Origin of the sequence: Streptomyces sp. CRCS-T-1 (assembly GCF_024442335.1) — a bacterium.
In the GTDB taxonomy this organism is placed as follows: domain Bacteria; phylum Actinomycetota; class Actinomycetes; order Streptomycetales; family Streptomycetaceae; genus Streptomyces; species Streptomyces koelreuteriae.
The window spans coordinates 2,438,792-2,463,154 of sequence record NZ_CP101651.1 but is presented as its reverse complement, the minus strand read 5'-3'; the positions used below and the strand labels follow the sequence as shown (position 1 = coordinate 2,463,154).

General features: G+C 69.9%; 21 protein-coding genes. 7 read left to right on the top strand and 14 right to left on the bottom strand.

The features are described from left to right. Window positions 1-114: 114 nt before the first annotated feature. The gene (locus NNW99_RS10725; protein WP_215118475.1) at window positions 115-675 is read left to right on the top strand and encodes a DUF6114 domain-containing protein; all 561 of its coding nucleotides are present in this window, start codon (window positions 115-117) and stop codon (window positions 673-675) included. After that, a complete protein-coding gene (locus NNW99_RS10720) occupies window positions 665-1,984 on the top strand; it encodes a hypothetical protein (protein ID WP_215118474.1) in 1,320 nt (439 codons plus the stop codon). The genes NNW99_RS10725 and NNW99_RS10720 overlap by 11 nt, the downstream gene beginning before the upstream one ends. A gap of 154 nt (window positions 1,985-2,138) precedes the next feature. On the opposite strand, the gene pyk is transcribed toward NNW99_RS10720, so the two are convergent. From pyk to pta, 3 genes are all read right to left on the bottom strand, one after another. After that, window positions 2,139-3,566 (bottom strand): pyruvate kinase, encoded by a 1,428-nt coding sequence (gene pyk, locus NNW99_RS10715; protein ID WP_215118473.1) that lies wholly within the window; start codon window positions 3,564-3,566, stop codon window positions 2,139-2,141. A gap of 74 nt (window positions 3,567-3,640) precedes the next feature. Further along, on the bottom strand, window positions 3,641-4,855 hold the full coding sequence (locus tag NNW99_RS10710) for an acetate kinase (RefSeq protein ID WP_215118472.1): 1,215 nt from the start codon (window positions 4,853-4,855) through the stop codon (window positions 3,641-3,643). Beyond that, window positions 4,852-6,960: a phosphate acetyltransferase gene (gene pta / locus NNW99_RS10705; protein ID WP_215118471.1), complete on the bottom strand. Its 2,109-nt coding sequence runs from the start codon at window positions 6,958-6,960 to the stop codon at window positions 4,852-4,854. Before pta ends, NNW99_RS10710 begins: the two co-directional genes overlap by 4 nt. Before the next feature lie 232 nt (window positions 6,961-7,192). On the opposite strand from pta, the gene NNW99_RS10700 reads away from it, so the two are divergent. Continuing rightward, window positions 7,193-8,218, top strand: a complete 1,026-nt coding sequence (locus NNW99_RS10700; protein WP_215118470.1) for an ATP-dependent 6-phosphofructokinase — start codon at window positions 7,193-7,195, stop codon at window positions 8,216-8,218. 76 nt (window positions 8,219-8,294) lie between these two features. Here the strand turns inward: NNW99_RS10700 and NNW99_RS10695 are convergent, their stop codons facing one another. Next, entirely contained in the window at window positions 8,295-9,035 is a 741-nt protein-coding gene (locus NNW99_RS10695; protein WP_215118469.1) for a helix-turn-helix transcriptional regulator, read from the bottom strand. Between the two features lie 187 nt (window positions 9,036-9,222). Here NNW99_RS10695 and NNW99_RS10690 point away from each other — a divergent pair, with 187 nt between their 5' ends. Continuing rightward, window positions 9,223-9,672 (top strand): PPOX class F420-dependent oxidoreductase, encoded by a 450-nt coding sequence (locus NNW99_RS10690; protein WP_215118468.1) that lies wholly within the window; start codon window positions 9,223-9,225, stop codon window positions 9,670-9,672. 104 nt (window positions 9,673-9,776) lie between these two features. Here the strand turns inward: NNW99_RS10690 and NNW99_RS10685 are convergent, their stop codons facing one another. Next, window positions 9,777-10,562, bottom strand: coding sequence for an IclR family transcriptional regulator (locus tag NNW99_RS10685; RefSeq protein ID WP_215118467.1), 786 nt, complete (start codon window positions 10,560-10,562; stop codon window positions 9,777-9,779). A gap of 141 nt (window positions 10,563-10,703) precedes the next feature. On the opposite strand from NNW99_RS10685, the gene NNW99_RS10680 reads away from it, so the two are divergent. Then, the gene (locus tag NNW99_RS10680; RefSeq protein ID WP_215118466.1) at window positions 10,704-12,041 is read left to right on the top strand and encodes a gluconate:H+ symporter; all 1,338 of its coding nucleotides are present in this window, start codon (window positions 10,704-10,706) and stop codon (window positions 12,039-12,041) included. A gap of 36 nt (window positions 12,042-12,077) precedes the next feature. Beyond that, complete coding sequence (locus NNW99_RS10675; protein WP_215118465.1) at window positions 12,078-13,412, top strand: enolase C-terminal domain-like protein; 1,335 nt, start codon at window positions 12,078-12,080, stop codon at window positions 13,410-13,412. A gap of 483 nt (window positions 13,413-13,895) precedes the next feature. Here NNW99_RS10675 and NNW99_RS10670 read toward each other — a convergent pair whose 3' ends face one another. The 5 genes from NNW99_RS10670 to NNW99_RS10650 all read right to left on the bottom strand — a co-directional run bounded on the left by NNW99_RS10670 (window position 13,896) and on the right by NNW99_RS10650 (window position 19,525). Continuing rightward, window positions 13,896-14,735 carry a carbohydrate ABC transporter permease gene (locus NNW99_RS10670; protein ID WP_215118464.1) on the bottom strand — a complete coding sequence of 280 codons (840 nt, stop codon included), beginning with the start codon at window positions 14,733-14,735 and terminating at the stop codon, window positions 13,896-13,898. A gap of 5 nt (window positions 14,736-14,740) precedes the next feature. After that, window positions 14,741-15,661: a carbohydrate ABC transporter permease gene (locus NNW99_RS10665; protein ID WP_215118463.1), complete on the bottom strand. Its 921-nt coding sequence runs from the start codon at window positions 15,659-15,661 to the stop codon at window positions 14,741-14,743. 10 nt (window positions 15,662-15,671) lie between these two features. Further along, window positions 15,672-17,045, bottom strand: a complete 1,374-nt coding sequence (locus NNW99_RS10660) for an extracellular solute-binding protein (protein WP_370869129.1) — start codon at window positions 17,043-17,045, stop codon at window positions 15,672-15,674. Window positions 17,046-17,159: 114 nt separating this feature from the next. Next, window positions 17,160-17,858 carry a response regulator gene (locus NNW99_RS10655; protein WP_215118461.1) on the bottom strand — a complete coding sequence of 233 codons (699 nt, stop codon included), beginning with the start codon at window positions 17,856-17,858 and terminating at the stop codon, window positions 17,160-17,162. Continuing rightward, on the bottom strand, window positions 17,855-19,525 hold the full coding sequence (locus NNW99_RS10650; protein WP_215118460.1) for a sensor histidine kinase: 1,671 nt from the start codon (window positions 19,523-19,525) through the stop codon (window positions 17,855-17,857). The genes NNW99_RS10655 and NNW99_RS10650 overlap by 4 nt, the downstream gene beginning before the upstream one ends. A 177-nt stretch (window positions 19,526-19,702) precedes the next feature. Between NNW99_RS10650 and NNW99_RS10645 the strand changes: the two genes are divergently transcribed. Beyond that, on the top strand, window positions 19,703-21,094 hold the full coding sequence (locus tag NNW99_RS10645) for a cation:dicarboxylate symporter family transporter (protein WP_215118459.1): 1,392 nt from the start codon (window positions 19,703-19,705) through the stop codon (window positions 21,092-21,094). 103 nt (window positions 21,095-21,197) lie between these two features. On the opposite strand, the gene NNW99_RS10640 is transcribed toward NNW99_RS10645, so the two are convergent. The 4 genes from NNW99_RS10640 to NNW99_RS10625 all read right to left on the bottom strand — a co-directional run bounded on the left by NNW99_RS10640 (window position 21,198) and on the right by NNW99_RS10625 (window position 24,302). Then, the gene (locus NNW99_RS10640; RefSeq protein WP_215118458.1) at window positions 21,198-21,440 is read right to left on the bottom strand and encodes a ferredoxin; all 243 of its coding nucleotides are present in this window, start codon (window positions 21,438-21,440) and stop codon (window positions 21,198-21,200) included. 3 nt (window positions 21,441-21,443) lie between these two features. Next, window positions 21,444-22,769 (bottom strand): cytochrome P450, encoded by a 1,326-nt coding sequence (locus tag NNW99_RS10635; protein ID WP_215118457.1) that lies wholly within the window; start codon window positions 22,767-22,769, stop codon window positions 21,444-21,446. Between the two features lie 80 nt (window positions 22,770-22,849). Continuing rightward, complete coding sequence (locus NNW99_RS10630) at window positions 22,850-23,740, bottom strand: DUF4097 family beta strand repeat-containing protein (RefSeq protein WP_215118456.1); 891 nt, start codon at window positions 23,738-23,740, stop codon at window positions 22,850-22,852. An 82-nt stretch (window positions 23,741-23,822) separates the two neighbouring features. Then, window positions 23,823-24,302 (bottom strand): hypothetical protein, encoded by a 480-nt coding sequence (locus tag NNW99_RS10625; RefSeq protein WP_215118455.1) that lies wholly within the window; start codon window positions 24,300-24,302, stop codon window positions 23,823-23,825. Window positions 24,303-24,363: the final 61 nt, after the last annotated feature.

Genomic DNA, 24,363 nt, shown 5'->3' with positions numbered 1-24,363 from the left:
GGCGGGGGGCCGATGGCGCCCCGCCCGTCGGGGCTTCGGCCGCCTCTTCACCCTCAACCCCTCATCGCAGTACCACCCTCACCACAGCAACGCCGCACCAGGGAGCTGTTTTCCATGAGCGCCGAGATCTCTGCCGCGCCCGGTCAGTTCGCCCGCCGGAGGCTGCAGTTCCGCGCCTGGCGGGGCACTAGGCCGTTCTGGGCCGGCCTGTTCATCATGATCGGTGGCTTTCCGATCATGTACTTCCCGTACGCGAACCTTCAGATCGGCCACCTGACCCTGGCGATGGCGACCACCGCGGGCGCCGGCTCCCTGATCATCGGTGTGCTGCTCGTTGTGCTGGGCATCAGTCTGTGGTTCCAGAAGCACATCCGGACCTTCGCGGGCGTCGCGGCGATTCTGCTGGGCCTGGTGTCCATTCCGGTGTCCAACTTCGGCGGTTTCGTCGTCGGTTTCCTGTTCACCCTCGTCGGCGGCGCGATGGCTGTGGCGTGGGCGCCAGGCGGGGACACCGACGCACAGCCGGCGCAGCAGGTCGCGGTAGGCGGAGGGGGCGCACCCGCGGGTGTCGCTGACTCCGACACCACGATTCTCAGGCCCGTGGCGGGCGAGCCGAACGATCTGTCAGGAACGAGCCCGGCGAACGGGGCGAACGGGAGGCGCAGTGCCGGCTGACGACGTGACTCACAGGGATGATGCGGAAGCGTCCCGTGTGAGAACCGGGCCGCGCCACGCGGCACCCAAGAAGCCGCTCTTCACCCGGTTCCAGATGCCGGGCGGCAAGGCGATAGCCATGGCCGCGATGCCGACCGCGGTTCTCATGGGGATGGGCTTCACATCGACGCTCGCGATCGCCGACAGCAAGACCCCGGCGACGCCCTCGGCGAAGAGCCTGACGGCCGACGAGTACAAGGACTGTGTGGCGTCCATGGAGGGCTCCGAGAAGGAGCCCAAGGGGGACGACCCGGCCTCGCCCACACCGTCTCCGTCGGCGAGCAATGGCGAGACGGACGACAAGGGCGACACCGCACCGGCGCCGTCCCCGTCGAGCAACACGGGCAAGGGCGGTTCCTCCTCGTCGGATTCAGGTTCCGACGACACGGGCGACAAGACCGAGCCCACCCCGACCCCTTCGGCATCCGAGGCCACGCCCAGCCCGTCGGAGTCCGAGGGTGGCGGCAACGTCCTCGAGGACATCGGCGAGGCGATCGGCGGCATCTTCAAGGGCGGCAAGTCCACGGAGAGCCCGAGCGCCACGCCCTCCGCGTCCGCCTCGCCCTCCGAGGACACCGACAAGGCCTCGGACACGAGCAAGGACAGCGCGTCCGACGCCGTCGAGAAGACGACCGACACGGTCGAGGACACCGTCAAGGACACGACGGACACGGCGTCCAAGGCAGCCGAGGGCACGACCGACGCCGTCGAGAAGGCGGCCGAGAAGGCCGAGGACGCGGCAGGGAAGGCCACCGCCTCCCCCAGCCCGTCCGAGAGCCCCTCGGTGGACCCCGAGGACTGCCCGGCCGCCACGGACGCCGAGGGCGGCGTCGACAACGAACTCCTCGTGCCCGACGAGCCCTGGCGCCTGGAGGCCAGCTCGCTGAAGCTGCACGGCGCCGACTACCAGGGCATCGTGCAGGTGAAGACAGCGAGCGGTGCCACCAAGAAGGTCCTGAAGTTCGTCATCTCCAAGGGCACCGAGATCGGGGATCTGCACCAGCTCGTCACGGACAAGCAGTCCGGCAAGACCCACCACGTCCAGGCGGCCAAGGGGTCGACGTCCACGATCACCGACGGCAAGACGGTGATGTACACGGAGAAGATCTCGGGCAACCTGCTCGGGCTGGTCCCGCTCACGTTCGACCCCGAGCACCCGCCGCCCCTGAACCTGCCGGAGATCTACTTCACCAACGTGAAGGTCGTCCAGGCCGGCCAGTTCGGCGGCACGCTGACCGTGCCGGGGCTGCACCAGTACATCACCGACTGACACCGCCTCAGAGGCCTCTCCGGGAGCCGCAACAGACTGTGCCCCGCCGGGTTCGACCCGGCGGGGCACAGTCGCGTCCTACGAGACGAGGGCGCCCCCTGGATCGCAGGGGGCGCCCTCGGGGCCGTTCAGGGGCCTGTGTGGCCCTTGTGGGTCAGGACTTGGCTTCGCCCAGGTGGTGGACGCGGACCATGTTGGTGGTGCCGGGGACGCCGGGGGGTGAGCCGGCGGTGATGACCACGATGTCGCCGTCGTTGAAGCGGTTGAGCTTGACCAGCTCCTGCTCCACCAGGTCGACCATCTCGTCGGTGCTGTTCACGAACGGCACGACGTACGGCTCGACGCCCCAGCTGAGGGCCATTTGGTTGCGGGTGCCCTCGTCGGTGGTGAAGGCGATGATCGGCTGCTGGGCGCGGTAGCGGGACAGGCGGCGGGCGGTGTCGCCGGACTGGGTGAAGGCCACCAGGCCCCGGCCGCCGAGGAAGTCGGCGATCTCGCAGGCGGCACGGGCCACCGAGCCGCCCTGGGTGCGGGGCTTCTTGCCCGGGACGAGCGGCTGCAGGCCCTTGGAGAGCAGCTCCTGCTCGGCGGCGGTGACGATCTTCGACATCGTCTTGACCGTCTCGATCGGGTAGGCGCCGACGGAGGACTCCGCCGACAGCATGACCGCGTCGGCGCCGTCCAGGATCGCGTTGGCCACGTCGGAGGCCTCGGCGCGGGTCGGACGGGAGTTGGTGATCATCGACTCCATCATCTGGGTCGCCACGATCACCGGCTTGGCGTTGCGCCGGCACAGCTCGATCAGGCGCTTCTGCACCATGGGGACCTTCTCGAGCGGATACTCGACGGCGAGGTCACCGCGGGCGACCATCACACCGTCGAACGCCATCACGACGTCCTCCATGTTCTGCACCGCCTGCGGCTTCTCCACCTTGGCGACGACGGGGACGCGGCGGCCCTCCTCGTCCATGACGCGGTGCACGTCCTGGACGTCCTTGGCGTCGCGGACGAAGGACAGCGCGACCAGGTCGCAGCCCATGCGCAGCGCGAAGCGGAGGTCCTCGATGTCCTTCTCGCTCAGCGCGGGCACGTTGACGGCCGCGCCGGGCAGGTTGATGCCCTTGTGGTCGGAGATGACGCCGCCCTCGATGACGATCGTCTTCACCCGGGGGCCTTCGACCTCGGTGACCTTCAGTTCGACGTTGCCGTCGTTGATCAGGACCTGGTCGCCCTTGGTCACGTCGCCGGGCAGGCCCTTGTAGGTCGTCCCGCAGATCGTCTTGTCGCCCGGGACGTCCTCGGTGGTGATGGTGAACTCGTCACCGCGCACCAGCTCCACGGGGCCTTCTGCGAAGGTCTCCAGACGGATCTTCGGGCCCTGGAGGTCGGCGAGGACACCGATGGCCCGGCCGGTCTCCTTGGCGGCGGCACGGACCCGGTCGTACCGGCCCTGGTGCTCGGCGTGCGAGCCGTGGCTGAAGTTGAAGCGGGCCACGTTCATACCGGCTTCGATCAACGCGACAAGCTGCTCGTGGGAGTCGACCGCGGGGCCGAGAGTACAGACGATTTTCGAACGGCGCATGGGGGCGATCCTATCGGTTTGTTTCGCAACGGAATATTCCGTCTGGCGGAAAATACAAAAGGGCGGGATGCCGCTCAGGTGTGATTCCCCGAACCAATTACCAGCGCGTAGGTCTGCGTCGCGATCTCCAATTCCTCGTCAGTAGGTACCACCGCCACCGCCACCCGGGAGCCCTCGGGCGAGATCAGCCGCGCCTCGTCGCCGCGTACGGCGTTGCGCTCGCCGTCCACCACCAGGCCCAGCTCCTCCAGGCCGGCCAGGGCGGCCTCCCGTACGGGCGCCGCGTTCTCGCCGACACCGGCGGTGAAGGCCACCGCGTCCACCCGTCCGAGCACGGCGTAATAGGCACCGATGTACTTCTTCAGGCGGTGAATGTAGATGTCGAAGGCCAGCTCCGCCTGCTCGTCGCCTTCGTCGACGCGACGGCGGATCTCCCGCATGTCGTTGTCGCCGCACAGACCGATCAGACCGCTCTTCTTGTTGAGAAGAGTGTCGATCTCGTCCGCGGACATTCCACCAACACGCATCAAATGGAAGATGACGGCCGGGTCCATGTCTCCCGAGCGCGTACCCATCACGAGCCCCTCCAAAGGCGTCAGCCCCATGGAGGTGTCCACACACTTGCCGCCCCGAACGGCCGAGGCGGACGCCCCGTTGCCCAGGTGCAGCACGATCACGTTCGTCTCGGCGGGGTCCTTGCCCAGCAGCCCGGCGGTGGCCCGGGAGACGTAGGCGTGCGAGGTGCCGTGGAAGCCGTAGCGCCGCACGCGGTGCTCGTCGGCCGTCTTCACGTCGATCGCGTAGCGGGCGGCCGACTCCGGCATGGTCGTGTGGAACGCGGTGTCGAACACGGCGACCTGCGGCAGATCGGGCCGCAGCGCCTGGGCCGTGCGGATGCCCGTGAGGTTGGCCGGGTTGTGCAGCGGGGCCACCGGGATGAGCCGCTCGATCTCGGCGAGCACGGCGTCGTCGACGACGGTCGGCTCGGTGAAGGACTTCCCGCCGTGCACCACGCGGTGGCCGATCGCGGCCAGTTCGGGCGAGTCCAGACCGAGGCCGTCCTTGGCGAGCTCCTCGGCCACGGCCTTCAGCGCGGCGTCGTGATCGGCGATCGCGCCGCCCCGCTCGCGGCTCTCGCCGCCCGCCGGGGTGTGCTTGAGCCGGGAGGTCTGCTCGCCGATGCGTTCGACGAGCCCCACCGCCAGCCGGCTGCTGTCGCCCATGTCGAGCAGCTGGTACTTCAGCGACGAGGAGCCGGAGTTGAGGACGAGGACACGGGACGGGCTCACTGGGCGGTTGCCTTCTCACTCGGGGACGGGGCCGGGGACGGGGGCTGGGCCTGTATCGCCGTGATGGCGACGGTGTTGACGATGTCCTGGACGAGAGCGCCCCGGGACAGGTCGTTGACCGGCTTGCGCAGGCCCTGGAGCACCGGGCCGACGGCGATCGCGCCGGCCGAGCGCTGCACGGCCTTGTAGGTGTTGTTGCCGGTGTTCAGGTCGGGGAAGATCAGCACGGTCGCCTGCCCGGCGACCTCGGAGCCGGGCAGCTTGGTCGCCGCGACCGACGGCTCCACGGCGGCGTCGTACTGGATCGGGCCCTCGATCTTCAGGTCGGGCCGGCGGGAGCGGACCAGCTCGGTGGCCTCGCGGACCTTGTCCACGTCCGCGCCGGAGCCGGAAGTGCCGGTGGAGTACGACAGCATCGCGATGCGCGGCTCCACACCGAACTGCTCCGCCGTCGTCGCCGACTGCATGGCGATGTCCGCGAGCTGCTCGGCGTTCGGGTCGGGGTTGACCGCGCAGTCGCCGTAGACGAGGACCTTGTCCGCCAGGCACATGAAGAACACCGACGAGACGATGTCCGCGTCCGGCTTGGTCTTGATGATCTCGAAGGCCGGGCGGATGGTCGCGGCCGTGGAGTGCACCGAGCCCGAGACCATGCCGTCGGCGAGGCCCTCCTGGACCATCAGCGTGCCGAAGTAGTTCACGTCGGAGACCACGTCGTACGCCAGCTCCACGGTGACGCCCCGGTGGGCGCGCAGGGCCGCGTACTTCTCGGCGAAGGCGTCGCGCAGGTCGGAGGCGGCCGGGTCGATCAGCTGGGACTCGCCGAGGTCGATGCCCAGGTCGGCGGCCTTCTTGCGGATCCGGTCGACCGGGCCCAGCAGGGTCAGCTCGCACACGCCCCGGCGCAGCAGCACCTCGGCGGCGTGCAGCACCCGCTCCTCGGTGCCCTCGGGCAGCACCACACGGCGCAGGTCGGAGCGGGCCTGCTCCAGCAGCTTGTGCTCGAACATCATCGGTGTGACGCGGTCGCTGCTGGGCGCGGAGACCCGGCGCGTGAGCTCAGCGGTGTCGGTGAACCGCTCGAACAGGCCCAGTGCCCGCTCGGCCTTGCGCGGGGTGGCCGCGTTCAGCTTCCCCTCCAGGGAGAAGAGCTGCTCGGCGGTGGGGAAGCTGGTGCCCGCCACCGACAGCACCGGGGTGCCCGGCGCGAGGCGGTCGGCGAGGGTGAGGATGTCGGGGCCGGGCACCTCGTCCAGGGTGAGCAGCACCCCGGCTATCGGCGGGGTGCCGGCGCTGTGCGCGGCGAGCGCGCCGACGACCAGGTCGGCCCGGTCGCCCGGGGTGACGACGAGGCAGCCCGGGGTCAGGGCGCCCAGGAAGTTCGGCAGCATCGCGCCGCCGAAGACGAAGCCCAGCACGTCCCGGGCGAGCCCCGAGTCGTCGCCGAGGACCACCCTGCCGCCGAGCGCGTGGCTGATCTGCGAGACGGTCGGGGCGGACAGCGCGGGCTCGTCGGGCAGGACGTAACAAGGTGCGGGGAGCCGGGAGTCGAGCCGGCGGGCGATCTCGTCGCGGTCCTCGCGGGCCACCCGGTTGGTGACCATGGCGAGGACGTCGCAGCCGAGTGTGTCGTAGGCCCGGTAGGCGTTGCGCGTCTCGGCGAGCACCGACTCGACGGTCTGCTTGCGGCCGCCGACGACCGGGATCACGGAGGCTCCGAACTCGTTCGCCAGCCGGGCGTTCAGCGACAGCTCGTCGGGGAGCTGGGTGTCGGCGAAGTCGGTGCCGAGGACCAGGACCACGTCGTACTCGCGGGCGACCAGGTGGAACCGTTCCACCAGCGTGGACACCAGCTCGTCCGTGCCGGCCTCGGCCTGCAGGGCGGACGCCTCCTGGTAGTCCATGCCGTAGACGGTCGACGCGTCCTGGGCGAGCCGGTAGCGGGCGCGCAGCAGCTCGAAGAGGCGGTCGGGCCCGTCGTGGACGAGGGGGCGGAAGACACCGACCCGGTCCACCTGCCGGGTGAGGAGCTCCATGACCCCCAGTTCGACGACCTGGCGTCCGTCGCCGCGGTCGATGCCGGTCACGTACACGCTGCGGGTCACGCGCGCTCTCCGTTTCGTCTCAGTGGCATGTCTCTGTTCGGGATGTCTCTGTGGGACGTCGAATCTCTGCGGACGTCGAAAAATCGCCCATCGGGGTGAGCGGAACCGCCTTGACAATACCTCCGCCGATGGATAAGGCGCCCGTCAGAGGCGGGTACCCCACCCGGCTGGGGAGCGTGAAACAATCGGCAGAAGCTCACCGGTGTCAACAGCGAGCAGGAGACACAGCACGATGCGTATCGGAGTTCTCACCGCAGGCGGCGACTGCCCCGGCCTGAACGCCGTGATCCGGTCGGTCGTGCACCGGGCGGTCGACAACTACGGCGACGAGGTCATCGGCTTCGAGGACGGCTACTCGGGCCTGCTGGACGGCCGCTACCGCGCCCTCGACCTCAACGCCGTCAGCGGCATCCTGGCCCGCGGCGGCACCATCCTGGGATCGTCCAGGCTGGAGCGCGACCGGCTGCGCGAGGCCTGCGAGAACGCCTCCGACATGATCCACGAGTTCGGCATCGACGCGCTGATCCCGATCGGCGGCGAGGGCACACTGACGGCGGCCCGGATGCTGTCCGACGCGGGCCTGCCCGTCGTGGGCGTCCCGAAGACGATCGACAACGACATCTCCTCCACGGACCGCACCTTCGGCTTCGACACGGCCGTGGGGGTCGCCACCGAGGCGATGGACCGTCTGAAGACGACCGCCGAGTCCCACCAGCGGGTGATGGTGGTGGAGGTCATGGGCCGGCACGCCGGGTGGATCGCGCTGGAGTCCGGCATGGCGGCGGGTGCGCACGGCATCTGTCTGCCCGAGCGTCCGTTCGACCCCGCCGATCTCGTCAAGATGGTCGAGGAGCGCTTCGCCCGCGGCAAGAAGTTCGCGGTGATCGCCGTCGCCGAGGGCGCCCACCCCGAGGACGGCACCATGGACTATGGCAAGGGCGCGATCGACAAGTTCGGCCACGAGCGCTTCCAGGGCATCGGCGCGGCACTCGCCCATGAGCTGGAGCGGCGGCTCGGCAAGGAGGCCAAGCCGGTCATCCTCGGCCACGTCCAGCGCGGCGGCTCACCGACCGCCTACGACCGGGTGCTCGCCACCCGGTTCGGCTGGCACGCGGTGGAGGCGGCGCACCAGGGCCGCTTCGGCCGGATGACCGCGCTGCGCGGGACGGACATCGTGATGGTGCCGCTCGCGGAGGCCGTGACCGAGCTGAAGACGGTGCCGAAGGACCGGATGGACGAGGCCGAGTCGGTCTTCTAGTCGTTTCGGATGTTCCAGACGTTCTGGATGTTCCAGACGTCCTGGGTGTTCCGGGGCTCTGGACGTTCTGGAGGTTCTAGGCAGGGATCTCCTGGATTCTCGTCCAGAAGTGGTCGACGATCCGGTTCAGGAAGTCGCGGGCGGTGTCGCCCGCGTCGCTGTTGCCGCCGCCCCAGCTCAGGGTGGCGGCCATATGGCCCTGGTAGTCCTCGTGCAGCGCCCGCAGGGCGCCCTCCAGGAAGGGCCGGTCCAGGGGTACGAGTTTGGCCACCGGGCGTACGTAGGCCTGCCAGCGGGTGCTGACCGCGCTGCGCAGCAGATCGCCGAGCTTGGCGTTCCGGCCCGTGACGGTGACGAAGTCGGGCAGGCCGAGGCCGAGCAGGTCGGCGAGGGCGCCGGACTGGCGGTCCGTGCCGCGCCAGGTGTCGGTCTCCTCCATGCGCAGATAGGCGTGGACCTCGTGTCCCACGGCCCGCGCCACGTCCTCGGGGGCGAGGCAGCGGGCGATGCGATGCTCGCGCAGGGTGCGGGGTCTGCCGATGAGCTCGCCGGGGGAGCACCACAACACTCCGGCGAGGGCGGTGAGTTCGGAGTTGGACGGGGCCGCGGTCCCGCGCTCCCAGTCGACGACGTGGTCCGGGGTGACGCGGGGATGCCCGTACGAGACGCGCATCCCGTGAGCGACGTGCTCGGGCGTCATGCCGAGCGCCGCGCGCAGACGGCGGGCAGCCGGGGCGTTGAAGGGCGGGGCCGTCGGGGCGGACTGTGGAGGGGGAGGGGCGGCGGGCTTGCTCGGACGGGCTGAAGGTCGGCGCACGCGCCACAAGCTAGGGGGACGGGGGTGCGGTGACTACGGTCTGTTCGGCCAGGATCACGGATTGTAGGAAGCTACGGCTACCGGTGGGTTCGGCCGGGGCCGAAGATCGGCTTGTCGCTCGGGGCGGGTTGGGGGTAGGGATGACCCCGGGCCCGATGATCATGGGTCCGGAAAGGCAGTGACTTAGGTGAACGGCAAGCTCAACGGGCATATTCGCGAGCGACTTCTCGCGCCGAACTTCTGGCATCTCGCGACGGTGGGGGCTGACGGGGCGCCTCAGGTGTCGCCCATGTGGGCGGACATCGAAGACGAGTACGTCATGGTCAACACCTCGATCGGGCGGGTGAAGGAGGAGAATCTGCGGCGCAATCCGTACGTTTCGCTGTCCCACCACGACCCGGAGAACCCCTACGACCGGGCCGAGATCCGGGGGAAGGTCGTCCGGTTCGTGGAGGGCGAGGAGGCGGAGCGGGGCATGGACCGGCTGACGCGCAAGTACCTCGGGCAGGACCGGTATCCGTGGATGCTGCCGGGTGAGCGGCGGGTGATGCTGCTGATCGAGCCGACGCGGGTGCGGACGCTGGAAGGGGTGGAGCCGTTCCGGGCGGGGGTTTTGCCGGACGGGGCGGCTGGGTGAACGTCTGAGTCCGGGATCCGGGCTCGGTGGAGAAGGTGCTGGTCACGATCGTGTGGCCGGCACTTTTTTGTGTGGTGTGTCGTGTGTGTGGGTGGCGGTGGGTTCTAGCGCCAGTCCACGCCCGAGACCGGCGGCAGTTGGAATTCGATCCTGGTGCGGATGTCGCTCATCACGGAGATGATGCGGGTCTCGTGTTCCGGGGTCAGCCGGGCCACCGGGACCGAGCAGCTGATGGCGTCCATCGCCGGTGTGCCGTAGCGCAGAGCGAAGCCGAAGCCCGCGATGCCCGGCACCGTCTCCTCGCGGTCGACGGAGTAACCGCGCTCGCGCACCCCGGCCAGGTCGGCGAGCAGGGCGGCGCGGTCGGTGTGCGTGTTCGCGGTGAGGCCGGTCAACGGGCCGTCTCCGAGGGGTAGTTCGTCATCGGCTCGCTCGGCGAGGAGCGCCTTGCCCAGTGCGCCGGCGTGGGCCGGGACGCGGCGGCCGACCCTGCTGATGGTGCGCAGGTACTCGTGGGACTCGCGCGTGGCGAGATAGACGACGTCCCGGCCGTCGAGCCGTGCCATGTGGATCGTCTCGCCGAGCGCGTCCGACGCCTCGTCGAGGTACGGCCGGACCACCCGGATGCGGCGGTCCCCGTCGAGATACCCGGTGCCGGTGAGCAGCGCGCGGATCCCGATGCCGTAGAGGGAGCCGGTGGCGTCGGTGCGGACCCAGCCGGAGTCGACGAGCGTCTGGAGTAGTTGGTACATGCTGCTGCGCGGCACGTCCAGGTCCTCGGCGAGCTGGTCGAGGCGCGAGGGTTCCTCGCCCCGCTCGGCGAGCAGTTCCAGCAGCGCGACGGTTCTGGCCGCCGACTTCACACCGCGGACGCCTCTGCTCTCCTGCATGGGCTCATCGTAGGTCCGCATCAATCTGTGATCGTCCGGGGCATTGACCCGTCCCGTTCACGCACTTAGCCTCCATCTGCATACGTGGACGCCATCTGCATACAGGGATGAGAGCTCCCACCAGTTCAAAGGGGAACTGCCTTGCCTCTGCTCGTCGTCGGGATCAGCGTTGTGGTCCTGCTCCTGCTCATGACCCGGCTGAGAATGAACGGCTTCGCGGCGCTGCTGCTGGTCGCGGTCGGTGTCGCACTGGTCCGTGGCATTCCGGTGGCGACCATCCCGGACGTCCTCTCCGAGGGCATCGGGGACCAGATCGGCGACACCATGCTGACCATCGGGCTCGGTGCCATGGTCGGCCGGGTGATGGGGGACTCGGGCGCCGCACAGCGCATAGCCGGCAAGCTCCTCGACGCCTTCGGCCCGCGGTGGGTGCAGGTGGCCATGGTGGTCACGTCCATGCTCATCGGCGTGACCATGTTCTACGAGGTCGCGTTCGTCATCATCGTGCCGATCGCGTTCACGCTGGTCAGGGTCACCGGCGCGAAGCTGCTGTGGGTCGGGCTGCCGATGTCCATCGCGCTGTCCACCATGCACAGCTTCCTGCCGCCGCACCCCGGCCCCACCGCCGTCGCCGCGACCTTCCACGCCTCCGTCGGACTGACGCTGTTCTACGGCCTGTTCATCGCCGTGCCCGCGGGGGCGCTCATCGCCCTGGCCTGGCCGCGTCTTCCGTTCGTCGCCCGGATGACGCCCACCATCCCCAAGGGGCTGGTCAGTGAGCGCGAGTTCAGTGAGGAGGAGATGCCGGGGCTCGGGTGGTCGCTGTTCGTGGCGCTGTTCCCCGTGGTGCTGATCGTGGCCGCGGCTGTCACTGACATGGCCGCTTCGGGCGACAGTCCGTTCCTGCACGTCGTCGCCTTCATCGGGTCGGCGCCGATCGCCCTGCTGCTGACCCTGTGTCTGGCGATCTGGGTGTTCGGGCCGCGGATCGGGCGGAGCCTGAGCGAGGTCGGCGCCTCCTGTTCTTCGGCGGCCCAGGCCATGGCGATGATCCTGCTGGTGATCGGCGCGGGCGGGGCCTTCAAGAACGTCCTCGTCGAGGGCGGCATCTCCGACTACATCAAGGACGTCACCGACGGCTGGTCCGTCTCGCCGATCGTCCTCGCCTGGCTGGTCGCCGTCATTCTGCGGATCGCGCTCGGGTCGGCGACGGTCGCCGTTGTCACGGCCTCAGGTGTGGCGCTGCCGTTGCTGGCGGGGGGTGGGGTGCATCCGGAGGTGATGGTGCTGGCCGTCGCGTGCGGCTCCATCGCGTTCTCGCATGTCAATGATCCCGGGTTCTGGCTGTTCAAGGAGTACTTCAACCTGTCCGTCGTCGAGGCGATCAAGGTGCGGACGTCTTATACGACGGTGCTGGCGGTGCTCGGGCTCGGGGGTGTGCTGGCGGTCGAGTGGGCGTTGGACGTTTTCGGGTTGTAGGTCGACTTGTGTATGGATGAGAGGGTTTGGATCGCAATGGGCAGCAACCAGCCGACCGTTACCGGGTTCGCCGTCTATCCCGTCGCCGGGCGGGACAGCATGGAGCTCAATCTGTCCGGTGCGCACGGGCCGTACTTCACTCGCAACGTCGTCGTGCTCACCGATTCCGAGGGGCGTACCGGGCTGGGGGAGGTGCCCGGTGGGGAGAAGATCACGCGGACCTTGCGGGATGCCGAGTCGCTCGTAGTCGGGGCCACGGTGGGGGACTACCAGCGAGTGCTGCGGGAGATCGGGGAGCGGTTCGCCGACCGGGACGCGGGTGGGCGGGGTGCGCAGACGTTCGATCTGCGGACCACGGTTCATACGGTGACGGCGGTGGAGTCGGCGTTGCTCGATCTGCTCGGGCAGCATCTCGATGTGCCGGTCGCCGCGCTGTTGGGGGACGGGCAGCAGCGGTCTTCCGTGCGGGTGCTGGGCTATCTCTTCTACGTTGGTGATCCGGGGCGGACCGATCTGGAGTATGTCCGGGAGCCCGACTCGGACGTGGAGTGGTACCGGGTGCGGCATGAGGAGGCGTTGTCGCCGGAGGCGATCGTGCGGCAGGCGGAGGCGGCGTACGAGCTGTACGGGTTTCGGGACTTCAAGCTCAAGGGGGGTGTGCTGGAGGGGGTGGAGGAAGTCGCGGCGGTGCGGGCGTTGAAGGAGCGGTTTCCCGAGGCGCGGGTCACGCTGGATCCGAACGGGGCGTGGTCGTTGCGGGAGGCGGTTGAGCTGTGTCGGCCGTTGGTGGGGACGTTGGCGTATGCGGAGGATCCTTGTGGGGCGGAGGGGGGTTACTCCGGGCGGGAGGTGCTCGCGGAGTTTCGTCGGGCTACCGGGTTGCCTACGGCGACGAACATGATCGCTACGGACTGGCGGGAGATGGCGCATGCGTTGGCTCTGCAGTCCGTGTCGATTCCGTTGGCTGATCCGCACTTCTGGACGATGCGGGGGTCGGTGCGGGTGGCGCAGTTGTGCAACGCGATGGGGTTGACGTGGGGGTGTCACTCGAACAACCACTTCGACATCTCGCTGGCGATGGTGACGCACTGTGGGGCGGCGGCGCCGGGGGAGTACAACGCGCTGGATACGCACTGGATCTGGCAGGAGGGGTTGGAGCGGCTCACTGTCGCTCCGCCTCGGATCGTGGGTGGGGAGGTCGCGGTGCCGGATGCTCCGGGGCTGGGGGTGCGGGTTGATATGGACCGGCTTCTTGCGGCGCATGAGCTGTACCGGGAGAAGGGGCTGGGGGCGCGGGACGATGCGGTGGGGATGCGGTATCTGGTTCCGGGGTGGGAGTTCGACGGGAAGCGGCCGTGTCTCGTGCGGTGAGTGGGTGGATGCCTGCGGCGGCCTGTGGCTGCTTCGGTGGGGGTGCGCGTAGCGCCTATCGCCGGGTGGTGGGTCGGGGCCGCGCCGGGGGGTGTCCGTCCTCGGAACGGCGCGATGGGCTCGGACGCCGACTGACTGTCCGCTGACGCGCCAACCGCTGCGGGCGGACACCCCCCGACACGTCCCCTTCCGTGAGCCGGCGGGTGCGGGAGCGTCGTGGCTCCCGCCATCCGCCGCGGCTTCGGCTCTCCGCGCCGGTCGCGGGCTTCCGCCTCTGCCGCAGCCGCGGGCGCCGCACCCGCCCTGGCTGCCGCAGGCCGCCGCCGCTGCCCTAGCTGCGGGCATGCGTGCCGCTAGGGGCGGCACGGGTGGGCGCAGCGGTACCCCGCTCCGCCGGGTTGCGGGCCCACCCGGCCTCAGCGCCGACGCCGGGTACCTGCCGACGCCGGGCCGTGAATCCACCCGGTCCAGCCACAAGCAGCCTCAGCCCTTGACCGCCCCGCCCAGTGCGAAGCCCCCTCCCAGGCGGCGGGAGATCAGGACGTACAGGAGGATCACGGGGGTCGAGTAGATGATCGAGAACGCGGCCAGTTGCCCGTACGCCACCATGCCCCGGTTGCCGAAGAAGTCGTTGATGCTGACGGATGCCGGCATCTGGTCGGGGGTGAGCAGGAGCATGAAGGGGACGAAGAAGTTGCCCCACATCATGACGAAGGAGAAGACCGTCACGACGGCCACGCCGGGGCCCATGAGGGGGAGGACGATGCGGAGGAGGGACTGGAGGGGGCTCGCTCCGTCGGTCCAGGCGGCCTCTTCGAGTTCCTTGGGGACGCCGTCCATGAAGTTCTTCATCAGCCAGATGGCGAAGGGCAGTTGGGACGCGGCGAAGAAGAAGATCGTGCCCTGCATGGTGTCGATCAGGTCCACTTGGACGAAGAGCGCGTAGACCGGAACCATGATCGCCGTGATGGGCAGGCTGGTGGCGAAGAGGATCGTCAGCAGGAACGGGCGGTTGAAGCGGGAGCGGAAGCGGGACAGCGGGTAGGCGGCCAGGGCCGCGCAGACCACCGTCAGCAGGGTCGCGCCGCCGCACAGGAGCAGGCTGTTGAGGAGGGGGGTGAAGGTGATCTCGGGGGTCAGGATCGCGTCGAAGTTGGTGAGGGTGAGGCCGTCGGGGGTCTTCACCCGGAGACCGGCGTGGGGGTCGAGGGAGGACAGGACCACCCAGGCCAGGGGGAGGACGAAGGCCGCGGCGACGACCAGGAGGCCCGCGTCGGCCGCCAGGCGGCGGGTCGTGCGGCGGGAGGAGAGGGTGTGGGGCATGCGGGTCAGACCTCCGTGCGGAGCAGGCGCAGGTAGACCAGGGAGAACAGGGAGCCGACCAGGAGCAGGAGTAGGGCGACCGCCGTGCCGTAGCCGATGAGGCTGTTCTGGAAGGCCTGTTCGTACATGAAGAGCGGGAGTGTCTGGCTCTTGCCGCCCGGGCCGCCTCTCGTCATCACCCAGATCAGGCCGAAGACCGAGAGGGTCTGGAGGGTGTTGAGCATCAGGTTGGTGCCGATGGAGCGGCGGATCATCGGCAGTGTGATGTGCCAGAGGCGGCGCCAGCCGCCCGCGCCGTCGACCTCCGCCGCCTCGGTGATCTCCTGGGGGATCTCGTTCAGGGCCGCTGAGTAGACCAGCATCGAGAAGGCCGTACCGCGCCAGACGTTCGCGAAGGACACCGCCAGGATCGGGAGCGTGAACAGCCAGTTCTGGGAGGGCAGATGCAGCCAGTCCAGGATGGCGTTCAGGGTGCCCTCGCGGCGGAAGAAGGCGTAGAGGAGGAAGCCCGCCACGACCTCCGGCAGGACCCAGGCCGTGACGACGATGCCGCCGGTGAGCGTGCGCACCGGTTTCGACGCGCGCTGCATCAGTGCCGCCAGGGCCAGGCCGAGTGTGTTCTGTCCGATGAGGGAGGAGAGGACCGTGAACACCAGCGTCAGCCATACGGCGTTCAGGAACGCCTCGTCCCCGAAGGCCCGGGTGAAGTTGTCGAGGCCGACGAACGTCTCCTGGGCCTGGCCGGTGAGCTGGAGGTCGGTGAAGGCGATGTAGACGCAGTAGGCGATCGGGCCGGCCAGGAAGAGGAGCAGGAGGACGATCGCCGGGGTCAGGGGCAGGACGCGCAGCGGCCCGCGGGGGCCGCGCGCCGGGCGGGTGTCCCTGAGAGACTTGGTGGGTTGGGGGTGCGGTGCGGTGGTGGTCATCGGGCTCCGCTCACCGTTCGACCACCTGGTTGTCCGTCGCGTCCTTCAGCGCGTCCGTGTAGCCGCTCGCCGCCTCGTCCACCGATGTGTCGCCCGTGGTGACGCCTTCCATCGCCTCCTGGATCGCCACCGAGACCTTGGGGTAGGCCGGGTAGGCGGGGCGGTAGTGGGTGTTGGCCACGAGGTCCGTGAAGAACTCGGTGCCGGGCTGGGCGGTGGCGTACGCGGGGTCCTTCGCCACGTCCTCGCGGACCGCGATGCCGGAGTTGGCGACGTACCACTTCTGCGCGTTGGCCTTGGTCTGCATCGTCGTGATGAACTCGAACGCCAGGTCCGGGTTGCCCGCCTTGGCGGGGATCGACCAGGTCCAGCCGCCGGACATGCTCACCTTGCCGGGCGCCTGGCCGTTCTGGGTCGGCATGGCGGCCAGGCCCAGTTCTTCCGACCACTCGGGCCACTCGTGGCCGCTGCCGGGCAGCCAGTCCTGCGGCAGCCAGGAGCCGTCGAGGGCGATGCCGAGCTTGCCCTGCGGGAGCCACTCGCCGCGGACCCGGGTCATGACGTTCGGGTCGAGCGCGTCGGAGACGTCCGGGCCGAGCTTCTCCTTGTAGACCGTCTCGACGAAGGAGAGCGCGTCCTTGAAGCCCTGGCCGCCGGCGATCCACTTCTTGCCCGACTTGTCGTAGAGGGGGTCCGTGGTGCCGTCGTTGGTGCCGTAGAGCAGCATTTCGAACGTCTGCATGGTGGCCGCCTCGCCGACCGGCTTCCCCGTGTAGATGTTGAGGGGGATGGTGTCGGGGGCTTTGCGTTTGATGGTGCGGGCGGCCGTGAGGATGTCGTTCCAGGTCTTCGGCTGCCAGTCGGCGGGCAGGCCCGCCTTCTTGAAGATGTCCTTGTCGAACCAGAGGCCGCGGGTGTCGGTGCCGTCGGGGACGCCGTACGTCTTGCCGTCCTCGCCCTTGGCCGCCGTCTTCGCCGTGTCGATGAACTTGTCCCAGTCCGGCCACTTGGCGAGGTAGGGGTCGAGGGGCTTGAGATAGCCGCTGGTGATGTCCGAGTTGATGAGGAACGTGTCCTCGTAGACCAGGTCGGGGGCGGTCTTGGGGGAGCGGAGCATCTGCTGGAGCTTGGTGTAGTACTCCGAGTCCGGGGCCTTGATCGGGACGAGCTCGACCTTCTTGCCCGGGTGGGCCTTCTCGAACTGCTTCTTGATGTCCGCGAGATACGTGTCCATCACCTTGATGGAGTTGTCCGTGGACTGTTTGAAGGAGATCTTCACGGTGTCCGGGTCGCTGCCGGAGCCCCCGCCGCAGGCGGTGAGGGCGGACGCGGCGAGGGCCAGGGCGACGAGGGGGGTGAGAGCGGCGGTGGGGCGCACGGGCACGACCTCCTGCGGGCGCACTTCTTTGTGGCCTGGACGGCTGCGTCGTGAACCTAAGTTGAGTGGTCTAGTCAGGTCAATGCGTGTGCGGTGGATTGACCGGCGTACGGTCAACCGTCATTGACCCGTGACCCAGCGGTACTGCAACTCCGGGCGCCCCACCGTGCCGTACTGAGGGCGGCGGGCCGCGCGGCCCGCGTCCACCAGGTGCTCCAGATAACGGCGGGCCGTGATGCGGGAGATGCCCACGGTCTCCGCGACACCCGCGGCGGTGAGGCCCTCCGCGCTGTCCCGCAACGTCACCGTCACCCGCTCCAGTGTCGGCGCGCTCAGACCTTTGGGCAGCGCGGCCGGGCCGGGGGCGCGCAGGGCCGCCAGGGCCCGGTCCACCTCGTCCTGGCCGCTCGCCTCGCCGACCGCCGCGTGGAACTCGGCGTACCGCACGAGACGGTCCCGCAGCGTCGCGAAGGTGAACGGCTTCAGGACGTACTGCACGACACCGAGCGAGACACCCTCGCGTACGACGGCCAGATCGCGCGCCGAGGTCACCGCGATCACGTCCGCGTGGTGGCCGGCCGCTCTGAGAGACCGGGCGAGGTGCAGTCCGTGCACGTCCGGCAGGTGCAGGTCGAGCAGGAGGAGGTCCACCGGGGTGCGCTCCAGGGCCCGGCGGGCCTCCGCGCCCGTGTGCGCCTTGCCCACGGCGACGAACCCGGGGACCCGGCCGACGTACATGACATGGGCGTCGGCGGCGACCGGGTCGTCCTCCACCACCAGGACCCGGATGGATTTCGCGTGTGTCGTGTCGCTCGTCATGCGGGGCCTCCAGAGCCCTCGGACACCGGGCCTCCGGATGTCACGCCTGCGGCGACCGCGCCGGACTCGCGCAGCGGCAGCCGTACCTCGAACCGAGCCCCGCCCCCGTCGGCCTCCGCCACCGACAGCGTCCCCTCGTGCCGCTGCGCCGCCTGCCGTACGAGCGCCAGTCCGAGACCGCGCCCGCCCGGGCCGGACGGCTTGGTCGTGAAGCCCCGCTGGAAGACCGCCTCGGCGTGCTCCGGGTCGACGCCCGGGCCCGTGTCCGAGACCCGCAGCACCAGCTCCGGGCAGTCCTCGGTGCCCCGGGTGTACGCCGCCACCGTCACCCGCGCCGACACGCTGCCCTGCGCCGCGTCCACGGCGTTGTCGATCAGATTGCCGAGGATCGTCACCAGGTCCCGCGCCGGGAGGGTCTCGGGCAGCAGACCGTCGTCCAGGCTGCTGTCCTCCGACACCATCAGCTCCACGCCCCGCTCGTTCGCCTGGGCCGTCTTGCCCAGCAGCAGTGCCGCCAGCACCGGCTCGCTCACCGCCGCCACCACCTGGTCGGTCAGGGCCTGCGCCAGCTCCAGCTCGGCCGTCGCGAAGTCCACCGCCTCCTCCGCCCGGCCCAGCTCGATCAGCGAGACGACCGTGTGCAGCCGGTTCGCCGCCTCGTGCGCCTGCGAGCGGAGCGCCTGCGTGAAGCCCCGCTCGGAATCCAACTCGCCCATCAGCGACTGGAGTTCGGTGACATCGCGCAGGGTGACGACCGTACCGCGCCGCTCGCCGCCCGACACCGGGGAGGTGTTGATGACCAGGACCCGCGACGCCGTCAGATGCACCTCGTCCACCCGCGGCTCCGACGCCAGCAGCGCGCCCGTCAGCGGGGCGGGGAGCCCCAGCTCGGCCACCGACCTGCCCACCACGTCCCCCTCCACGCCGAGCAGCTCCCGCCCCCCGTCGTTGATCAACGCCACACGGTACTGCCCGTCCAGCATCAGCAGCCCCTCCCGTACGGCGTGCAGGGCGGCCTGGTGGTAGTCGTGCATCCGGCTGAGCTCGGCCGCGTTCATGCCGTGGGTGTGGCGGCGCAGCCGGGCGTTGACCACATAGGTGCCGATGGCGCCCAGGGCCAGCGCCCCGGCGGCGACGCCCAGCAGGGCCGTGACCTGGCTCTGCACGCGCTCACTGATCGCCTCGACCCGTATGCCCGCGCTGACCAGGCCGACGATCTGCTTGCCGTTCTTGATCGGGGTGACCGCGCGGACCGACGGGCCGAGGGTGCCGGTGTAGGTCTCGGTGAAGGTCTCGCCCCTCAGGGCCCGCTCGGTGTGGCCCTGGAAGGTCTGGCCGATCTGGTCCGGGTCGGGATGCGTCCAGCGGATGCCCCGCGGGTTCATGATCGTGATGAAGTCGACCTCGGTGTCCCGCATGACCTTCAGCGCGTACGGCTGGAGCTCCGCGGTCGGGTCGGAGGCGCGGGTCGCAGCCAGCACCGACGGGGAGTCGGCGACGGAGCGCGCCACGGCCTTGGCCTGGCGCTTCGCGGCCTCCTCGGCCTGGCTGCGGTCGCTGACATAGGTGAACAGTGCACATCCGGCCACGACGACCGCGATCAGCACCGCCTGCATGGCGAAGAGCTGGGCCGCCAGGCTGCGGGGTCGGGGGACGGAGAAGCGCATGTCGTCAGTCTGCCTCGTGGCTGATTGTGAACTAAATGAACGGAAGGGTGACCGCGCTCACAGAGCAGGACATAGTCACGGCATTCCCCATAACGCATCTGCGGGAGCCCCGCTCCCGGTTTTCCGGACGTGAGCCGCACGCCGGTGATGCCGACGACGTCGTCAAGGAGGGCCGCCGTGACCAGCGCAGCCGATACGGCACCTGCCGCACGCAAACCCAAGCGGGACCGCACCCACTATCTCTACATCGCGGTGATCATCGCGGTCGCTGCCGGTATCGCGGTGGGTCTGGCCGCACCGGACTTCGCTGTCGGGCTGAAGCCGATCGGCACGGGCTTCGTCAACCTGATCAAGATGATGATCTCGCCGATCATCTTCTGCACGATCGTGCTGGGCATCGGTTCGGTGCGGAAGGCCGCCAAGGTCGGTGCCGTCGGCGGTATCGCCCTGGGCTACTTCACCGTGATGTCGCTGGTCGCGCTGGGCATCGGCCTGGTCGTCGGCAACATCCTGGACCCGGGCACCGGCCTCGCCGTGACCGACGCGGTCAAGGACGCCGGTCACGCGCAGATCGATGCCGAGGCCAAGGACACCACCGAGTTCCTGCTCGGGATCATCCCGACCACGATCGTCTCCGCCTTCACCAACGAGTCGGTCCTGCAGACCCTGCTGATCGCCCTGCTCGCCGGCTTCGCCCTCCAGGGCATGGGCTCGGCCGGCCAGCCGATCCTGCGCGGCATCGAGCACATCCAGCGGCTCGTCTTCCGCATCCTCGCCATGGTCATGTGGGCCGCCCCGATCGGTGCCTTCGGCGCCATCGCCGCCGTCACCGGCTCCGCCGGCCTGGAAGCGCTCAAGAGCCTCGCCGTGCTGATGCTCGGCTTCTACGTCACCTGCTTCCTCTTCGTCTTCATCGTGCTCGGCGCCCTGCTGCGCGTGATCTCCGGGCTGAACATCCTCGCGCTGTTCAAGTACCTGGGCCGGGAGTTCCTGCTGATCCTGTCCACCTCCTCCTCCGAGTCCGCGCTGCCGCGGCTCATCGCGAAGATGGAGCACCTGGGCGTCAGCAAGCCGGTGGTCGGCATCACCGTCCCGACCGGCTACTCCTTCAACCTCGACGGCACCATGATCTACATGACCATGGCCTCGCTGTTCATCGCCGACGCCATGGGCACCCCGATGTCCATCGGCGAGCAGATCCCGCTGCTGCTCTTCCTGCTGGTCGCCTCCAAGGGCGCCGCCGGTGTCACCGGCGCCGGCCTCGCGACCCTGGCCGGTGGTCTGCAGTCGCACAAGCCGGCCCTGGTGGACGGCATCGGCCTCATCGTCGGTATCGACCGCTTCATGAGCGAGGCCCGCGCCCTGACCAACTTCGCGGGCAACGCCGTGGCCACCGTGCTGATCGGTACCTGGACGAAGGAGATCGACAAGGAGCGGGTGGGCGAGGTCCTCGCCGGCCGGCTGCCCTTCGACGAGAAGACCCTGCTGGACGACGGCCACGGCGGCCCGTCCGATGAGCACGTCGAGGTGCCCGAGCAGGGCGGCGAGAAGGAGCTGGCGAAGACCTGACGGTTCTCGCCGCCGCGCTCCCCGAGAATCCGGGCGGCTGAACGTCCCCCCCGTCGCTCAGCCGCCCGGTCCGTGAAACGCCGAGCGGACAGGTCCTCCTCCCCTAGGGACCTGCCCGCTCGGCGTCGCCGTTTTCCCCGACGGTGATGGCTCCGGCGGGGCAGAGACCGGCGGCCATCCTGGCGGTGGGCCGGTGCTCGGGGGGCGGGTCGGGGCGCAGGAGCACCACCAGGCCCTCCTCGTCGTCCTGGTCGAAGACCTCGGGGGCCGTCAGGGCGCACATGCCGGCGCCGGCGCAGCGGTCGCGGTCGACCTCGATCCGCAGCGGCTCGTGTCGGTCGCTCATGGGCTACGCCTCGTCCCAGGTGACGGGCAGGCTGATCACGCCGTAGATGTTGGAGCGTTCGCGCAGCGGCACCTCCTGGGGCGGCACCGCGAGGCGCAGGGTGGGGAAGCGGGCGAGGAGCGCGGGGAAGACGACGGCCATCTCGACGCGGGCGAGCTGCTGGCCCAGGCACTGGTGGGCGCCGTGCCCGAAGGAGAGATGTCCGGTGGCCTTGCGGTGGATGTCGAGCCGGTCGGGGTCGGGGAACCGGAGCGGGTCGCGGTTGGCGGCCTGCACGGACACGGTCACCGTCTCGCCCGCCCTGATCGTCTCGCCCTCCACCTCGACGTCCTCGAGCGCCGCCCGCAGAATCGGGTCGGCCACGCTGAGATAGCGCAGCAGTTCCTCCACGGCCTGACCGGCGAGGCCGGGGTCGGCGCGCAGGGCGTCGAGCTGGTCGGGGTTGCTCAGCAGGGCGAAGGTGCCGAGGGCGAGCATGTTCGCCGTGGTGTCGAGTCCGGCGGCGAGCAGCAGCCCGCCGATGCCGGCCAGCTCCTCGTCGGTGAGGTCGGAGGCGGTCAGGTCGCTGAGCAGGTCGTCGGTGGGTTCGGCGCGCTTGGCGAGGACCAGTTCGTTCAGGTACTGGAGCAGCCCCGCGTAGGCACCGCCCCTCGCCTCCGCGTCCGCCGCCTGGTCGAAGATGACCGCCACCTGGCTCTGGAACCGGTCGCGGTCGGCGTACGGCACGCCGAGCAGTTCGCAGATCATGAGCGCGGGCACGGGTTGCGCCAGCGCCTCGACCAGGTCGGCCGTGGGCCCGGCCTGCTCCATGGCGTCCAGGCACTCGGCGGTGAACCGCTCGACGCGCTCGGTGAGTTGACGCATCCGCCGGACGGTGAACCTGCCGGTGAGCAGACGCCGGTAGCGGGTGTGCTCGGGGGCGTCGAGGCCGGTGATGTCGCCGACCGGGGCCGGCGGCAGCTCCGCGGGCATCCCGGGGACCGGTACCGGCATGTGCAGGAGTTCGTAGCGTGAGCTGAAGCGCGGGTCGGCCAGGATCGCGCGGGCCGCGGCGTGACCGGTGGCCAAGTGGCCCGTGTGTCCGTCGGCGTAGCGCAGGCGGCGCAGCGGCCGGTCGCTCAGCGCGGTGAGTTCGGCGGGCGGGTCGAAGGGGCAGCCGGTGTGGCGGCCGGTGGGCAGGGTGGGTGGCTCTTCGGCGGCGGTGGTGGTGATCTCGGTGGTGGTGTCGGCGGTGGTGTTGTCGGCGGTCGTGGTGGAGCCGGCTGTGGGGGTGTCGGCCGTTGGAGAGTCGACCGTGGTGGTGTCGGTGTCCGGCGGGTCGTACGGCATGCGGTCCTCCTGCGATCGGCGGGCGGGTGGGCGGGCGTGCGTCGTGAGGAGCGGGTGCGGAGCCGGGGGTGTGTGCCGGGTCAGGCGCGGCGGATGACGATGTCGCCGGCCGAGGTACGGGCGAGCACTTCGACTGTCTCGTCGGAGTCCGCGGGGCCGGCCGAGGAGCCGAGCGAGTTGCGGACGGTGCCGTACTTGGCGTTCAGGTCGAGCCAGGCGGCGGTGCCCTCGTGGATGCCCACTTCGAGGTCACCGACGGAGGTGCGCAGTTCGATGCGGCCGCGGCTGGCGTCGCCGACGCGGATACGGCCGTTGGAGGCCATCGCGTCGACCCCGGCGTGGGCGACGCCGATCTCGATCCGGCCGTTGGCGCACTTGGCGCCGACGTCGCCGTGCGCGATGCCGACGGAGATGTCGCCGTTGGCCGCGTTGGTCTTCAGGCCGCCGGTGACCTCGCCGACCTCGGTGGCGCCGTTGCTGTTCTTGACGGTCGCCGTGCCGGTCACCGTGCCGACCTCGACCCGGCCGGCGCCGGTGATCTCGATGTCTCCGGTCGAGCGCGCCAGACGGATGTCGCCGTGGTCCGTCTTGAGGACGGCACCGGCCGCCTCGTCGACCTGGAGGTCGCCTAGCGAGGTCTTGAGCGTGACGTCCCCGAAGCCCCCTTCGCAGAAGAAGCCGCCCATGGCCGTGGTGCCGCGGAGGTCGGATCCGGCGGGCAGTCCGACGCTCACCTCGATGGCGCCCGGCTTGCCGAACAGCGACCGCTTCTTGGGTGTCTTGATGGTGAGGCGGCCGCCCGAGAAGGTGACCTGGGTCTGCTGCACGGCGCGTACGTCGTTGTCGTCGGAGCCGTTGCGCGGCAGCACCTCCACGACCGTGTCGGTGCGCTTGCCCGCGGTGATGCGGGCTGTGCCGGCCTCCAGTTCGAGGGTGACGGAGATCGGCTCGGGGGTGTCGAAAGCAGGCATGGCTGTCCCGTTCTTCTCGTGGCTCATGGCTTGGGCAGGTAGGGCGGGTGGTGCGTGACGTCGGGGGTAGGCAGGCCGGGCCCTAGTGGACCCAGCCGGTGAGGCCCGGCGGGCTCGCGCGCGCCCCGGTGTCGAGGGCGAGGGACACGGCCCGCACCAGCCAGGCGTTGACCGACAGGCCCTCGGCCGCCGCGGCTTCCTCGGTGCGGGTCTTGAGGTGGGCGGGGAGACGGAAGTTGATCCGCGCCATCGTGCCGTCGTCGGCGTCCGGGGGAGTCGCGACCGGCTCCCGTGCCTCCCGGAACGGCTCGGGGGCGTGCGGCGCCGTCACCACGAACTCCGGGTCGGATCCGCGCAGCCGCACATCGACCGAGCCCGGCGCCAGCTCCCGCGTGACCTCGCCCATGGCGGCGGACAGCGCGTCGAGCAGGGTCAGGCGGGCGGCGGACTCCAGAGGGCCGGTGAGCCGCTCCGCCAGGGCGCGGGCGTCGTCGTTGCCGCCGGCCTCGGCGGCGACGGCCAGCTCGTGCCGCAGGGAGTCGACGTAGGGCGTGAGGTCCATGACGTCATGATGGCACAGGCGTGGCGCCATAGCGAGCCATCTTGGCTCATCTCTGTAAAAG

Excerpts from the sequence above, each read along its gene's own strand:
- NNW99_RS10725 (WP_215118475.1), top strand. The coding sequence starts at position 115 with ATGAGCGCCGAGATCTCTGCCGCGCCCGGTCAGTTCGCCCGCCGGAGG.
- pyk (WP_215118473.1), bottom strand. The coding sequence starts at position 3,566 with ATGCGCCGTTCGAAAATCGTCTGTACTCTCGGCCCCGCGGTCGACTCC.
- NNW99_RS10700 (WP_215118470.1), top strand. The coding sequence starts at position 7,193 with ATGCGTATCGGAGTTCTCACCGCAGGCGGCGACTGCCCCGGCCTGAAC.
- NNW99_RS10685 (WP_215118467.1), bottom strand. The coding sequence starts at position 10,562 with ATGCAGGAGAGCAGAGGCGTCCGCGGTGTGAAGTCGGCGGCCAGAACC.
- NNW99_RS10675 (WP_215118465.1), top strand. The coding sequence starts at position 12,078 with ATGGGCAGCAACCAGCCGACCGTTACCGGGTTCGCCGTCTATCCCGTC.
- NNW99_RS10670 (WP_215118464.1), bottom strand. The coding sequence starts at position 14,735 with ATGCCCCACACCCTCTCCTCCCGCCGCACGACCCGCCGCCTGGCGGCC.
- NNW99_RS10665 (WP_215118463.1), bottom strand. The coding sequence starts at position 15,661 with ATGACCACCACCGCACCGCACCCCCAACCCACCAAGTCTCTCAGGGAC.
- NNW99_RS10655 (WP_215118461.1), bottom strand. The coding sequence starts at position 17,858 with ATGACGAGCGACACGACACACGCGAAATCCATCCGGGTCCTGGTGGTG.
- NNW99_RS10650 (WP_215118460.1), bottom strand. The coding sequence starts at position 19,525 with ATGCGCTTCTCCGTCCCCCGACCCCGCAGCCTGGCGGCCCAGCTCTTC.
- NNW99_RS10640 (WP_215118458.1), bottom strand. The coding sequence starts at position 21,440 with ATGAGCGACCGACACGAGCCGCTGCGGATCGAGGTCGACCGCGACCGC.
- NNW99_RS10635 (WP_215118457.1), bottom strand. The coding sequence starts at position 22,769 with ATGCCGTACGACCCGCCGGACACCGACACCACCACGGTCGACTCTCCA.
- NNW99_RS10630 (WP_215118456.1), bottom strand. The coding sequence starts at position 23,740 with ATGCCTGCTTTCGACACCCCCGAGCCGATCTCCGTCACCCTCGAACTG.
- NNW99_RS10625 (WP_215118455.1), bottom strand. The coding sequence starts at position 24,302 with ATGGACCTCACGCCCTACGTCGACTCCCTGCGGCACGAGCTGGCCGTC.